A 14129-nucleotide genomic window follows, 5' to 3' on the forward strand; every position below is an offset into this window, starting at 1 on the left:
AAGTAGAGCGAAACAAATTTCTCTTTTTTTTCTGGAGTGTCGAGCAAGTCTGCATTCGATCGAGCAATTGCCTCCGGTGCATATTGAATTGCGCCTTCACCCGAATAGAACTGTTTACGAACCGCATCGATCGATTCTTGCAGCGTCGGTTTGTGGTGATAAACGCGAGTATGATTCGCCATCCGCAACACATCACGATCGGGATCAATCCGCCAGTTGCCTTGATCGTCTTGTTGCCACAAGTTATCTTTTGCAACCGCAAACTCAGCATCGTCACTGCTGCCCTGACGCATCCCCGCACTGCGACGAATGTTACCTGCCACCACGCAAGCCGCAGCTTCATCAATCAACAAGCAGCACTCAATCGGAGAGAGTTTACGCCCGATCGCGCGATTCAACACTTTGGCGCAGCGCTCATACAAAGCAGGCAATCGAATCGGATTCGCCACTCCGCCAAAGCCCTTCAACCGCTCACCCGCAGGACGGACGGAACCCAAGTCGATCGAAACTTCCACATCCGCGGTAAAACGATCGTCGCTCGATAGTTCCAATAAAGTCTGATACGACTTCACCCAACCTTGACGACTATCTCCAACCGCGATCGTCACCGAATTACCCTCGATTTCAACCCCGGTCTGATCGGCTCTAAGGAAATCCGGCACTTCGCCAATTTCTCGCGTGATCGTCACATGCAACCGATTGCGAATTTCGGGTAAGCGATCGGTATATTTGTGCTCCAGCACCGCACCCGTACCGCTTCCCATCATGGCGAGATCCATCATCAGACCAAACGCTCGCCAGTCGGTTAAATTCGTGCTGGTGCAGTTATAAGAGCCAGAAAAATTCTCTGAACGATTAATCCAAGCCGTGCCACCGACCCAGAGCCAACGACCCGACGGCAAACAGCGCATCGATCGCTGCATTAATTCAATCAATGCCTGCTCTTTTTCTGTAAACCGTCCAAGGTCAGCGAGTCCTTGCATGGTACGCTGGCTCACTTGCGCCCACGACTCGCGCCGAGTTTCGCTCAGCTTGCGGCTGTAGGTTCTGTAAAACACCGGATTCGCAGCAGGAGCCGAAGCCGGAAATTGACTGCTATTGTCGTCATCTGGCACACTAGAGCCAGAGAACTCTTTTGGACGGGTGATATCCTGAACCATGTGGGACTCCTTTCGTGGACTTGGCGCTAAATGAAATTTGATTTAAGAGCGCTACGAGTAGTGTTTACATAATAGCCACTACTCTACATCTGGTACGAAAAATGATCAAGTGATTTCCAGTTAGCCCGAACGTACTAAATCGTTGCTAAAGTATAGCGGTAAATTTGCACTACTCGTTTCACAATGGCAGGGAATTTACAATTCTCACTCCCCCAAAAGTTTGTTTATACGAGCAGCAGATCGCGTTTCTATTTCCAGAACCAACCCCCAATTCCGCTCACCCTGTCCTAAAATGCTGAATAACTTCGAGCGACGCACGCCTTCAGCGCAGCGAAGCTGACCGCCCAACCTCAGCTTTAACTATGTCTTCTTTTGCAAGCTTCTTTCGCACCCTGCCGGACACCCTTCAGCAACCTACTGCACTCGCAATGTTGGGATCAGTCGGGGCGCATCTTCTGATATTTGCCACCTTACCTGCCTTTACGTCCTCAAGCGAACCGCGCCCAGAAGCAGAAGTTCGACGAGTCCGCCTACTCGAACCGTCTCAAGGAAGCAACCCTCAAGCCTCGTCGCAGCTTGCCCTGCCGCCTGTGCCGAACCCGCCGAACAGCAAAACACAGCTTCCTATCACGGCACAAGGCAGATCCGCCATCCCGAATCCGCTCTACACGATTCCCGACTTAAACTCCCCGGTGACCCTGAATCCGCCGCCGCCGATTCCGACTCCCACGCAACCGCAGATCTCACAAGCCGATCGCTTTAATGAACTGCTGCGCCGACTTGCCGCCCAACAGCCGCGAATTGTACCGCCGCCTAAGCCTCCTGCACCCACACCTACGACCCAACCGTCACCGCAACCCAATATCTCGATTAGTCCTAATTCATCGATCGCGGGCTTAACTCCAGCCAATCCGAATGATGTTGCCAAAGTCACACCACCATCGACTGAAGCACCGTCCCCCGCACCCACCACAACTCAATCTCCCGCACCTGCGATAACTCAATCCCCCGCACCTGCGACAACTCAATCCCCCGCACCTACAACCTCAAACGATCAGCTTCTTGCTGCAACTCGCTACAATCCTGAAGGTACATCCCAGCAGGACAGCGTTCAAGCGGCTCAAAAGCTCACCGAAGAGTTGACGGCAAAAGATACGCCTTGGGAGTATGTTCGCCTGCGTCAGCCTCAAGAACCGCTCAAAGAGGTTGACTATCCGTTAGCATTTCCACTGAGCAACTACAAACAGCATCCCATCGCGATCGCGATCTTCATCGGCAAAGATGGCAAGCCTCTCGCTGATCGCAAACCGCAAATTCTCAACAGCACAGGCTACCCGATTCTCAACGACAAAGCGATCGAGTACGTGCAGAAAGACGCGAACCAACCAGATCGATTTCCGGCGATCGCTGAAGATAAGATTCGAGTGTTTGTTTACGAATTTCAGTTCAAAGCACCGAATACGGGAACGGCTTCGGCCCCGCAACCACGGGGTTAAGGGTTACGATCGACGCACATTCAAGCAGCACCAATCTCCCCGTTTCCAGAGTGCGGCGACGATCCAACCATTTGCTTCTAAGGTGTCCGCAACAGGCTTTGCTTGATCGAGTAAAATTCCGCTTAAGATTCCCCAACTGCTTGGTTTAACAAGCGGTTCCCATTGTGGAATTAAATCGATGATTACTTCTGCCAAAATATTGCACACTAAACCATCGACGGGCTGATCAATCATTTTCACCAATTCTTCAATGCTGCCTTGAGCCGTGATTAATCGGCTCGAATCGATGTGATTGAGTTCGATATTCTCTAGGGTTGCTTTTACTGCCAGTGGGTCAGTATCAACCGCATAGGCTTTCTTTGCTCCAAGCAACAATGCGCCGACCGAGAGAATACCCGATCCACAGCCAATGTCCACGATCGTCACATTCTCCGAATCAGCACCCACCCGCATCTCCAACGCTTCTAAGCAGAGTTGCGTGGTGGCATGATCGCCAGTTCCGAAGGCGACTCCGGGTTCGAGCTGCATTATAATTCGATCGCTCTTTTCGGGCAGGGGCAACCAAGCCGGATTAATCAAGAATCGATCGCCGACTTCCTGCGGTTTCCAGTAGGTTTTCCAGCTACTTGCCCAATCTTCTTCGTCGATGATGCGCCACTGCACGATCGGCGCTGACAACTTCATACAAAGCGCATCCTGTTTTAGCAACAATGCCAGCGCCGATAGATCTAATAGCTGTACCTGTTGCTGTGGTACATAGGCGGACACCAAGGACGATGATCCTTTGCTTTGGCTCGAAGCACCCCGACAACCAAAGTTATCAAAGCGCCAGATCACGGTTTCTTCTAATGCTGTATCACAGAGAACTTGAATTTCCCACCAACTGTTTGACATAGAGTGCGCGATTAGATGAAGGATAGGGAGGTGGGGAGTAGGGAGTAGGAGAATCAAGCCAACGATCGATTGGATGATTCCGGGCAACCGACTCCCTCTCACAATGACGATCGCTTACAGCGTGACCGTGTAAGCATCGCGAATTCCAGATACTTCCTTGATTTGATTCAGAATGTTCTCTGGTAGCGGATCATCAATGCTCAGAACCATCACGGCATCACCCCGCACAATCTTGCGTCCCACCTGCATACTGGCAATGTTGACGTTAGATTCACCCAGCAATGAGCCAATCCGCCCAATGATGCCCGGTGTATCGCGGTGTAAGGTGAACAACATATAGCGATTTGGCGGAACGTTGATCGGAAAATCATTGATACTGGTAATCCGAATCTCATCGTCACCCAGCAACGCACCCGTCACTGAATGTTCTCCGAGTGTTCCTTTGGCAGATAGATGCAGCGAACCCGCATAATCTTTGACCGAAGCATCACGAGTTTCAATCACGCGAATTCCCCGCTCTTTTGCTTCGATGCTGGCGTTCACGTAGTTGACGCGCTCTTGCAGAGCAGGCGATAACAATCCTTTCAGCGCTGCAATGACGATCGGCTGACTTTGATTGGTTGCTAGATCTCCACGCAGTCCGATGTTCAGCGATTCAATCCGACCTCCTGCCAACTGTCCAACCATCTTGCCGAGCGTTTCCGCAAGCTGCAAGTATGGCTTCAACTGCTCCATAATTTCAGGACGCAAGCCCGGAATATTCACCGCCGATCGCGCAGGCTCACCCAGCAAGACATCCCGAATTTGCTCTGCCACATCGATCGCCACGTTCACCTGAGCTTCCTCGGTTGATGCACCTAAGTGCGGTGTTAACACGGCTTCTTTACCCAACGCTTTGAGCGGCGATTCTCCGAGCGGTTCCGCTGCAAACACATCGAGCGCGGCTCCGGCAATCTTTCCAGCTTTCAGGGCTTCAGCGATCGCGGCTTCATCGATAATGCCGCCCCGCGCACAGTTAATGATCCGAACATTCGGCTTCATTTTGGCGATCGAATCTGCGTTAATCAGATTCGTCGTTTCTGGAGTTTTGGGGATGTGCAGCGTAATGTAGTCCGCCGATTGAAACAAGACATCAAGTTCCACCAAGCTACAACCTAATTGTTCTGCACGTTCGGTCGAGATAAACGGATCATACGCAAGTAGCTTCATCCCCATTGCGCGTGCCACAGTTGCCACGTGAGCACCGATTTTACCTAGACCAACGACACCCAAAGTTTTGTTGTAAACTTCGTTCCCGGTGTAGCTTTTACGATCCCATTTGCCTTGTTTGAGTTTTTCATTCGCTTCGGGAATGTAGCGAGACAGGGACAGCATCATTGCAAGCGTGTGTTCTGCCGCCGCGATCGTATTCCCTTCGGGCGAGTTCACAACGATTACGCCTTTTCGGGTTGCTGCCGGCACATCGACGTTATCGACCCCGACTCCCGCGCGTCCGATAATTTTGAGCTTCCGTCCGGCTTCGATTACTTCAGCAGTCACGCGAGTCCCAGAACGAATCATCAGCGCATCATATTCTGGAATCATCTCAACAAGCTGCTCTTTAGTCAGATCAGTTTTGATATCAACTTGAGCAACTTGCGACAGAATATCGATTCCAACTTGGTCGATCGGATCAGAAACAAGAACCTTGGGCATAACAACGGCGAAAGGCAGAGTGAGTAGGTGTGGAGATTTGCACAATGATTATTTTGAGCCGTTTTCCACAGATAGTCATTCTAGTAGATCCCGGTATCGCCCCTCGTGCATTCTTGGAAAAGTTTTCGATTTGCGCTGCGATCGCCACCCGTTAAACTAAAAACAGCGTTACTGGAGCCTGCCGATATGGTTCAACTCGATGCGACTCCTGCCCAATCTCGTCAAGAGACTCCCCCGCTTGTGGACGAAACTCAAGCACCAGATTTACCGGAGGATATTACTTTTCCTCCGACTAACCTCTACAGTGATGAGCCGCCCTTGGAAACTGATTTTCACCGCCGTCAAATTGATCTGCTGATTCGGTTACTCGAATTCTGGTGGCGCGATCGCTCAGATTTTTACATTTCAGGCAATCTGACCGTTTACTACAACGAACAGCAATTAAAGAAGCGAGACTTTCGCGGCCCTGATGTGTTTGTTGTGTTAGGAGCCGAAAAGCGCGATCGTCGCAGTTGGGCGATTTGGGAGGAAGGCGGCAAATATCCAAACGTGGTAATCGAGTTACTGTCGAGCGCGACTGCTACGGTCGATCGCGGCAAGAAAAAAGACCTTTATCAAGATGTTTGGCGCGTTCCAGAGTATTACTGGTTTCACCCAGAAACAATGGAGTTTGCCGGATTTCGCTTAATCGGCGGAACTTACGGCGCGATCGCACCCAACGAGAGCGGGAGATTACCGAGTGAGCAACTAGGGCTAGAACTGGGCATTCACGATCACCAATTGCGCTGGTTCACTGCAGAAGGCGAGTTGATTCCCTTACCCGAAGAAGCCGAGCGCCAACGAGCAGAACAAGAACGCCAAGCACGGGAGCGATTGGAAAACTATTTGCGAACCCAAGGCATCGATCCGAATCAGCTACCAGAGTAGAAATCGCATCACCGCCTGATAAGATGCCTAATACCGAATCAATTTGTTGATGCGACAGATCCTTCGCCCCCTAAATCCCCCATACTGAGGGACTTTGAGAATCCGAAACAGATTTGGCGTGAAGTCCCCCACTCGTGGGGGATTTAGGGGGCTTCCAAGATCTGTCGCACTCAAAAATCGATTTGGTATAAAACGGGTTATGGGAACGTGACAAGCATGAGTACCGAAAATCAAAGTACAAAAGATCAAAATACAACAGGTGCAGACGCGATCGATGTTGCGATCGCCAAAGGAATTGATTTTGATGGCTCTCCGATTCCGTCTGAGAAGTTGGACTTATACAACAAAGTCATGGCGCTAGAAGCGGGACGGCAACGCAGTGGAGTGTCAAACACGATGCGATCGCGGATTGTTCGCATCGGAGCAAAGCACATTCCTCAAGCTGAACTGAATCAAATGCTGGAAGCCGCAGGATTCGCACCGCTGAAAGAGAAAGAAATCGCCTTTTTCTACAACAAGTAATGTCTGTCACTTACTCGGATATCTTAGCGGCTACCGATCGTCTCGCAGGTGTTGCCCACCGAACACCCGTGATCACTTCAAACACAGTGAATCAGCGCACTCGCGCTCAGGTGTTTTTCAAGTGCGAGAACTTTCAGCGATCGGGGTCGTTTAAGTTCCGAGGTGCTTACAATGCAATCGCTCAACTGAGCGATGAACAACGCAGGCGCGGCGTGATTGCGTTTTCATCGGGCAATCATGGGCAAGCGTTAGCCTTGGCAGGTCAAATTCTGAATGTTCCTGTGACGATCGTCATGCCAAACGACGCGCCAGAGGTAAAGAAAGCCGCAACTCAAAGCTATGACGCTGAGACAATCTTCTACAATCGCACTCTACAAAAGCGAGAAGAAGTCGCACAATCGATCGCAGACGATCGTGGCTTAACCTTAATTCCACCCTTTGATTTTGCGCCAGTGATCGCAGGGCAGGGAACCACTGCAAAAGAATTGATCGAAGAAGTCGGCAACTTAGATGTCATGCTAGTCTGCTGTGGCGGAGGTGGATTGATTTCAGGCTGTGCGATCGCTGCCGATACTCTTTCTCCGAACTGTCAGACCATTGGAGTTGAACCCAAACGTGCAGATGATGCCACGCGATCGTTCTACAGCCGCACCCTGCAAACCGTTGAGCATCCGAATACGATCGCAGATGGTGCCAGAACAGCTTCGCTCGGAGAACTCACCTTTCCGTTAATTCTGGAGTACGTTGATGAGATGGTTACAGTGTCCGAAGCCGCAATCTTACGCACGATGCTTTTCGTTTGGGAGCGGCTCAAGATTGTGGTTGAACCCACAGGCGTTCTAGCAGCAGCAGCATTGCTCGAAGGAATTGTTTCTTTTCCAGATGCCAAAATTGGTGTGATTATTAGCGGCGGTAATGTCGATCTGAAAGAAGCTGGAAAGCTCTTTACTAAAGCAACCGCAAAAGAGAAATCCTCACAGCGTCGTCCGCTCGCACCAGAAATGAGCTAGGGCTTTCGGAGTAAAGACGATCGTGCTTGTAGAGGCTTCATAGAAAGCATCTGATCGCTTTTGGGCAAGCTAACTCTATCCAACTCATAAAAGACAATTGATATGCAAGCATTTGCGCTGAATCGCAAAACAATGATTCCGATGCTAGTTGTGTCTGGTTTGCTTGGATTTGGTGGACTGGTTGCCCTTCTACGCTGTGTGACGGTGATTAAAACTGGAGAAATTGGCATTGTTGATCTTTACGGTCAAGTGTCAGCTCAACCCCTCACTCCAGGCATTCACCTCAAAAATCCACTGGCTCGGTTAACCAAGTTTTCAACACGAATTCGCGAAGTCAAAGAAACCCTGGAAACTCCAACCAAAGAAGGCTTGATGGTGAATGTCGATGTCAGCGTGCTTTATCGTATTGACTCTGAAAAGGCAAAACAGCTTTATCAAACCGTGGGCACGAATTACGAAGAGGTCATTCTTACCCCTCAGATCCGATCGCTGATTCGAGGTGCAACTGCAACTTATGAACTGAAAACCCTTTACACCAGCGATCGAGAAAAACTTGCACAGCAGCTTCGCGACAATCTGAACAAGAGCTTGCGCGATCGCGGCATCATTATCGAAGAAGCGCCCCTCCGGAATGTCAAGCTTCCTGAAGCGCTAGAACGATCGGTACAGGAAAAACTCAAAGCTGAGCAAGAAAGCCAGCGCATGAAGTTTGTTCTCGACAGAGAGCGGCAAGAAGCCGATCGCAAACGCATCGAAGCTCAAGGAAACGCAGATGCACAGAGAATTCTGTCGCAAGGATTGAGCGATCAAGCCCTGCGATTTAAGCAAATTGAAGCTATGCAGCAACTGGCGACATCTCAGAATTCAAAAGTGATTGTGTTGAGTGGGGATCAGAAAGCGCCTGTAATGTTGCAGCCTTGAGAATTGGCTAGGCTTTGAACTGCAATCGATCACCGCTCGTGTTAAAGCAAATCTTCGAGGACTCTCTCAAGAGAGGCTTCTTCACAGAAACTTGGCAATACGATCGACCGCTTCGACTAATCGCTCCGGCTCATGCACCAGCGCAAATCTTACATATCCTTCGCCGGATTTACCAAACCCTGCACCCGGAGAGACTGCAACGCCTGTAGCTTCTACAAGTTTGACCGCAAAGTTGATCGAATCCTTCACCCAAGGTTCCGGCAGCCTTGCCCAAACATACATTGCCGCTTCAGGCATCGGCACCTTCCAACCGATCTGATGCAAGCGATCGACAAACACATCCCGCCGCTGCCGATAAATTTCAACCGCTTTTTGCACTCCGGATTGATCTCCGGTTAGGGCTGTGATCGCCCCATTCAAAATGCCTCGATATTGATTAAAGTCGATCGCTGCTTTAACTTGTCTCAATGCTCGAATTAAGTCTGCGTTCCCGATCGCATAACCCACGCGAAAACCGCCCATCTTATAGGACTTTGAGAAAGTGAAAAACTCGATTGACACTGATTTTTCTGGATCAGCTTGCAGCACTGAGGGCATCGGATCAGAGCCGAGATAAAAATCGGCGTAAGGAAAATCGTGAACTAGCACTAAATCGTGAGTTTGGCAGAATTGCACTGCTTCTTGGAAAAAAGACAGAGGCGCGATCGCAGTCGTCGGATTGTGCGGATAGCTCAAAACCATCATCCGAGACTGAGCCAACACAGCAGACGGAATCTCTTCAAAGACTGGAAGGAACCCCTTCTCAGCCCGAAGCGGCATCGGGTAGATTTGCCCACTCGCTAAATAAACTCCGCCCGCATGAGACGGATATCCGGGATCAAGCAACAGGGCAAAATCACCCGGATTTAACACAGCTAAGGGTAAATGAGCTGTTCCTTCCTGCGATCCAACCAGAGCTAACACTTCAGTCTCTGGATCAACCGCAATCCCAAACTTATCGATATACCAACGCGCTGCAGCTTGTCGAAACGCTCGTGTGCCGTGAAACAACAAATAACCATGCGTCGAAGGATCATGCAAGGACTGTTCGATCGCCTGAATGACGTGCGGTTCGGTTGGCAAATCAGACGATCCCAGCGATAGATCAATAATGTCCTGTCCTGCAGATAACGCCTTCGACTTAGCACGATCCATATCTGCGAAAACATTAGCTTGAAGCGGCTCTAAGCGTTTGGCAAACTGCATTTTTCCCTCTTACGCGGTAATCAAACTTTGATTTAAAAGGTCTTTGATTTTCTCCTTGTTCATCGCACCTTCTGCCGATTGTGTAATCTCACCTTTTTGCACAACCCGAAACGCCGGAACGCCTTCAATCTTGCATTTCGCCACGCTTTCAGGATTGGGATCAACCTCCATCTTGATCACTTTTAAACGATCGCCATACTCCGCCGCGATCGCATTCATCACCGGAGCCATCAATCGACAGGGGCCGCACCACTCTGCCCAAAAATACACCAGCACAGGCTGAGCGGCGTTCATTACTTCAGTTTCAAACTCTGCGTCACTAATCACAAGAACGCTACTCATCTCGACAGTCACAAATAACGACTTATCAATTTTAAAGCCCTGCGCTCCCTTCTGCCGATCTGCCATACTGAAACAGTACGGTACGGGTCGATTTGACTATGTTTGGCACATTTCAGCAAAGCAGCCTCCGCATTGAACTCGAAGCCTCGGAAGAAGCGCTGACGAAAAGTTTGACTCAAGTGAAAGAATTACAGAACTGGCTGTGGTTTGAGCGGTTCTCGATCGGTATCTCAGATACGCTCACTCCCGGCACAAAGTTAACTGGACGAATTGGGCTTGTTACCATTCAGCACGAAGTCGAACTTGCAGAACCAAACCGGATTCGATTTCTTCTGAGTCAAGGAATTGATGGCTTTCATGAATGGGCATGGGGCAACGGTTGGGTACAATCCCGCCTCGAAGGAATTTCGCTTTTGCCGATCAGCCTTGGACAAACGGCAACGTTATTGAGCTTGAAGCAGTACCTAAAATCCCAATAATTTCTAGAGCATACGGTTTTCCGATCTTCCGAGTCTTTAGCACTCTGTCCCAGTGAGTGCTAAATTTCTAGGTGGAGAACTGGCTAAAATTTATGGCAAAGATTGTTGTCTTTGATGAAGAGTCCCGGCAGGCGCTAGAGCGCGGCGTAAACGCGCTCGCGGATGCAGTGCGCGTCACGCTAGGGCCACGGGGTCGGAACGTCTTATTGGAAAAGAAATTCGGCGCACCTCAGATTGTGAATGACGGGGTGACGATCGCAAAAGAAATCGAACTCGAAGACCCACTCGAAAACACGGGAGCCTCTTTGATCCGCGAAGTTGCTTCTAAAACCAAAGATTTAGCCGGAGATGGAACCACAACCGCAACGGTTCTCGCTCAAGCCATGATTCGCGAAGGCTTAAAGAACGTTGCCGCAGGCACAAACCCGATTAGCTTACGGCGCGGCATGGACAAAGCGATCGCTAAAATGGTCACTGAGATTCAAGCAGCAGCGAAACCCGTTGAAGGCACCGAAATTGCTCAAGTGGCAACCGTTTCGGCTGGAAACGACGAAGAAGTCGGACAGATGATTCAGTTTGCAATGGATCAAGTCGGTCGCGATGGTGTGATTACGGTTGAAGAATCGAAATCCTTGGCAACTGAACTCGAAGTGGTTGAGGGGATGGAAATCGATCGCGGTTATCTTTCGCCCTACTTTGTCACCGATACCGAACGCTTGATTGTCGAATACGAAAACGTGGCAATCTTGCTGTGCGACAAGAAAATCAATTCGATTCAAGAATTGGTTCCGGTATTAGAGCGAGTCGCAAGAGCGGGTCAACCCCTATTGATCATTGCGGAAGATGTGGAAGGAGAAGCACTGGCAACGCTGGTGGTGAACCGTCTGCGCGGTGTGTTAAATGTGGTGGCGATCAAAGCACCGGGCTTTGGCGATCGCCGCAAACAAATGCTGCAAGATATTGCGGTTCTCACCGATGGACAAGTGATTTCAGAAGAGATTGGTCTCAGCTTAGATGCAGTTTCAGCAGAAATGCTAGGAACAGCCAGAAGAATCATCGTGACCAAGGATGCGACCACGATCGTTTCTGATAATTCCAGTGGTGAGAATGTGCAGAAGCGTGTCGCTCAGTTGCGTCAAGAAGTTGAGCGCAGTGATTCTGAGTACGACAAGGAAAAGATCGCAGAACGGATTGCTAAGTTATCAGGTGGGATTGCTGTCATTAAAGTTGGAGCCGCAACCGAAACCGAACTAAAAAATCGCAAACTCCGGATCGAAGATGCGCTGAACGCAACTAAAGCGGCGGTCGCTGAAGGGGTTGTTCCGGGGGGTGGCGTGTCGCTGATCCACCTAGCGAGCAAGCTGCAAGAGTTGAAAGCGAGTCTTAATCCGGAAGAGCAAATTGGTGTTGATATCATTGTGCGATCGCTCGATGCTCCATTGCGCCAAATTGCCGATAACGCAGGAGTTGAAGGATCTGTCGTGGTTGAGAAAGTGCGAGAAATGAGCTTTAACCAGGGCTATAACGCGCTGACCAACCAGTACGAAGATCTTTTAGCTGCGGGGATTGTTGATCCGGCAAAAGTGGTGCGATCGGCACTTCAAGATGCAGGTTCGATCGCGGGAATGGTGCTGACAACTGAAGCACTTGTGGTTGAGAAGCCTGAACCGAAGTCTGCTGCTGCGCCTGATATGGGCGGTATGGGCGGCATGGGTGGCATGGGCGGTATGGGCGGTATGGGCGGCATGGGAATGATGTAGTCTGCCAACGCTTAGATTTTTGAGGCAGTTGATCAAAACGGTCAACTGCTTTTTTTTACGTGATACCGAATCAATTTGTTGATGCGACAGATCCTTCGCCCCCTAAATCCCCCATACTGGGGGACTTTGAGAATCCGAAACAGATTTGGCGTGAAGTCCCCCACGAGTGGGGGATGTAGGGGGCTTCCAAGATCTGTAGCACTCAAAAATCAATTTGGTATGAGTCTCCAAGGAAGGCGTACATTAATTGAACGTAAGTTCGACGAGTCTCCTCGCTGCGTTGCTGACTCACCCCAAATTCTATTCCAGGGCAAGTGAACAACGAAGCGCAAAAAATTATCGAATTCGCGTTAATTGAATGTTATTAGAGACGATCTAAAAAGCCCTTTCTGCATCTTGAAAGGGCTTCTTCTAATCTCAGCTTGTAATGCTTGCAGTCTGCGATAAGCTATCGCGGTATTCTTGAACAATCTTGCGGAATTGGTCGCCTTCGATCGTTTCCTGCTCCAGCAGCACATCAACTAAGCGATCGACTAGAGGGCGATTCTCCCGCATCAGTCGCCGCGCTTCTGCGTAGCAGAACTTCGCAATCTCGCGCACCTTCTGATCAATCTTGCTAGCAAGCTCTTCAGAATATTCGGATTGTGGCATCATGTTCCGCCCCAAAAATACTTCGCCGCCTGAACTTTCCAGGGCCACCGGACCTAAATCCGACATACCAAACATCGTCACCATTTGCCTAGCGATCTGAGTGACTTTGCCAATGTCGCTTGCCGCTCCAGCGTCGATCGCGTCTTCACCAAACACTTCCGCTTCGACTGCCCGACCCCCTAAAATCACTTTGATCCGATCAAGCATCCAAGCGCGAGTGTATAAGCCGCTATCGATCGTTTCTTCATTGGGAACCGTCTGAGAAAATCCTTCAATTCCACCCGCCCGCGGAATGATGGTCACTTTATTGAGCGGATCAGCATTATCTAAAATGGTCGTGAGTAAAGCGTGTCCGATTTCGTGATAGGCAGTCATTCGCTTCCGAGTCGAATCCAGCAGCGGATTTTTCGCAAGCCCGATCGACACGCGATCAATCGCATCATCCATCTCCAGCATCGTCACCGCATCTTTACGACGACGTGCAGTAAGAATCGCAGCTTCATTCAGCAAGTTAGCTAACTCAGCCCCCGAAAAGCCGGGAGTTTGACGTGCAATTTTTTCTAAATCCACTTCATCTGAAAGTTTCTTGTTGCGGGCGTGGACTTCGAGGATTTTTAGTCGTCCTTTGCGATCAGGTAAGTCAACCGTAATTTGGCGATCGAATCGTCCTGGACGCAGTAAAGCAGAGTCTAGAACATCTGGGCGGTTTGTCGCGGCGATGACGATAATTCCAGCGTTGCCTTCAAACCCGTCCATCTCGGTTAACAACTGGTTTAGGGTTTGTTCACGCTCATCGTTGCCGCCCCCAATTCCGGCACCCCGTTGTCGTCCTACTGCATCAATTTCATCAATGAACACGATACAAGGTGCGTTCTCTTTCGCTTTCTTAAACAGATCGCGGACGCGGGAGGCACCCACACCCACGAACATTTCGACGAACTCAGAACCAGAGATCGAGAAGAACGGAACACCTGCTTCACCTGCGATCGCTTTAGCCAGCAACGTCTTTCCGGTCCCGGGTGAGCCA

Annotated in this window: 12 protein-coding genes and 1 pseudogene; 7 read left to right on the forward strand and 6 right to left on the reverse strand. The window is 50.1% G+C overall.

The features are described 5' to 3' along the window. Positions 1–11: 11 nt before the first annotated feature. Positions 12–1160, reverse strand: a pseudogene (locus tag H6F51_18545) (ribonucleoside-triphosphate reductase, adenosylcobalamin-dependent). Between the two features lie 362 nt (positions 1161–1522). Between H6F51_18545 and H6F51_18550 the strand changes: the two are divergent. Continuing rightward, positions 1523–2656 (forward strand): hypothetical protein, encoded by a 1134-nt coding sequence (locus H6F51_18550; GenBank protein ID MBD1824471.1) that lies wholly within the window; start codon positions 1523–1525, stop codon positions 2654–2656. 3 nt (positions 2657–2659) lie between these two features. Here H6F51_18550 and H6F51_18555 read toward each other — a convergent pair whose 3' ends face one another. Together H6F51_18555 and H6F51_18560 are read right to left on the reverse strand one after the other, a co-directional pair. Beyond that, positions 2660–3550 carry a 50S ribosomal protein L11 methyltransferase gene (locus H6F51_18555; protein MBD1824472.1) on the reverse strand — a complete coding sequence of 297 codons (891 nt, stop codon included), beginning with the start codon at positions 3548–3550 and terminating at the stop codon, positions 2660–2662. 114 nt (positions 3551–3664) lie between these two features. Next, on the reverse strand, positions 3665–5245 hold the full coding sequence (locus H6F51_18560; protein ID MBD1824473.1) for a phosphoglycerate dehydrogenase: 1581 nt from the start codon (positions 5243–5245) through the stop codon (positions 3665–3667). A gap of 186 nt (positions 5246–5431) precedes the next feature. Here H6F51_18560 and H6F51_18565 point away from each other — a divergent pair, with 186 nt between their 5' ends. From H6F51_18565 to H6F51_18580, 4 genes are all read left to right on the forward strand, one after another. After that, positions 5432–6172, forward strand: a complete 741-nt coding sequence (locus H6F51_18565) for a Uma2 family endonuclease (protein MBD1824474.1) — start codon at positions 5432–5434, stop codon at positions 6170–6172. Between the two features lie 216 nt (positions 6173–6388). Continuing rightward, positions 6389–6694, forward strand: coding sequence for a DUF4090 family protein (locus H6F51_18570; GenBank protein MBD1824475.1), 306 nt, complete (start codon positions 6389–6391; stop codon positions 6692–6694). Continuing rightward, a complete protein-coding gene (locus H6F51_18575; protein MBD1824476.1) occupies positions 6694–7704 on the forward strand; it encodes a threo-3-hydroxy-L-aspartate ammonia-lyase in 1011 nt (336 codons plus the stop codon). Before H6F51_18570 ends, H6F51_18575 begins: the two co-directional genes overlap by 1 nt. Before the next feature lie 102 nt (positions 7705–7806). After that, positions 7807–8625, forward strand: a complete 819-nt coding sequence (locus H6F51_18580; protein MBD1824477.1) for a prohibitin family protein — start codon at positions 7807–7809, stop codon at positions 8623–8625. A gap of 81 nt (positions 8626–8706) precedes the next feature. On the opposite strand, the gene H6F51_18585 is transcribed toward H6F51_18580, so the two are convergent. Together H6F51_18585 and H6F51_18590 are read right to left on the reverse strand one after the other, a co-directional pair. Then, entirely contained in the window at positions 8707–9870 is a 1164-nt protein-coding gene (locus H6F51_18585; GenBank protein MBD1824478.1) for an LL-diaminopimelate aminotransferase, read from the reverse strand. 9 nt (positions 9871–9879) lie between these two features. Further along, the gene (locus H6F51_18590) at positions 9880–10212 is read right to left on the reverse strand and encodes a thioredoxin (GenBank protein MBD1824479.1); all 333 of its coding nucleotides are present in this window, start codon (positions 10210–10212) and stop codon (positions 9880–9882) included. 98 nt (positions 10213–10310) lie between these two features. Between H6F51_18590 and H6F51_18595 the strand changes: the two genes are divergently transcribed. Continuing rightward, complete coding sequence (locus H6F51_18595) at positions 10311–10691, forward strand: hypothetical protein (protein ID MBD1824480.1); 381 nt, start codon at positions 10311–10313, stop codon at positions 10689–10691. A 92-nt stretch (positions 10692–10783) separates the two neighbouring features. Next, positions 10784–12451: a chaperonin GroEL gene (groL, locus tag H6F51_18600; protein ID MBD1824481.1), complete on the forward strand. Its 1668-nt coding sequence runs from the start codon at positions 10784–10786 to the stop codon at positions 12449–12451. Positions 12452–12868: 417 nt separating this feature from the next. On the opposite strand, the gene hflB is transcribed toward groL, so the two are convergent. Continuing rightward, positions 12869–14129 (reverse strand): ATP-dependent zinc metalloprotease FtsH (gene hflB / locus H6F51_18605; GenBank protein ID MBD1824482.1); only part of this gene is annotated, 1261 nt, incomplete at its 5' end.

Source organism: Cyanobacteria bacterium FACHB-DQ100 (genome assembly GCA_014695195.1).
Taxonomy (GTDB): domain Bacteria; phylum Cyanobacteriota; class Cyanobacteriia; order Leptolyngbyales; family Leptolyngbyaceae; genus Leptolyngbya.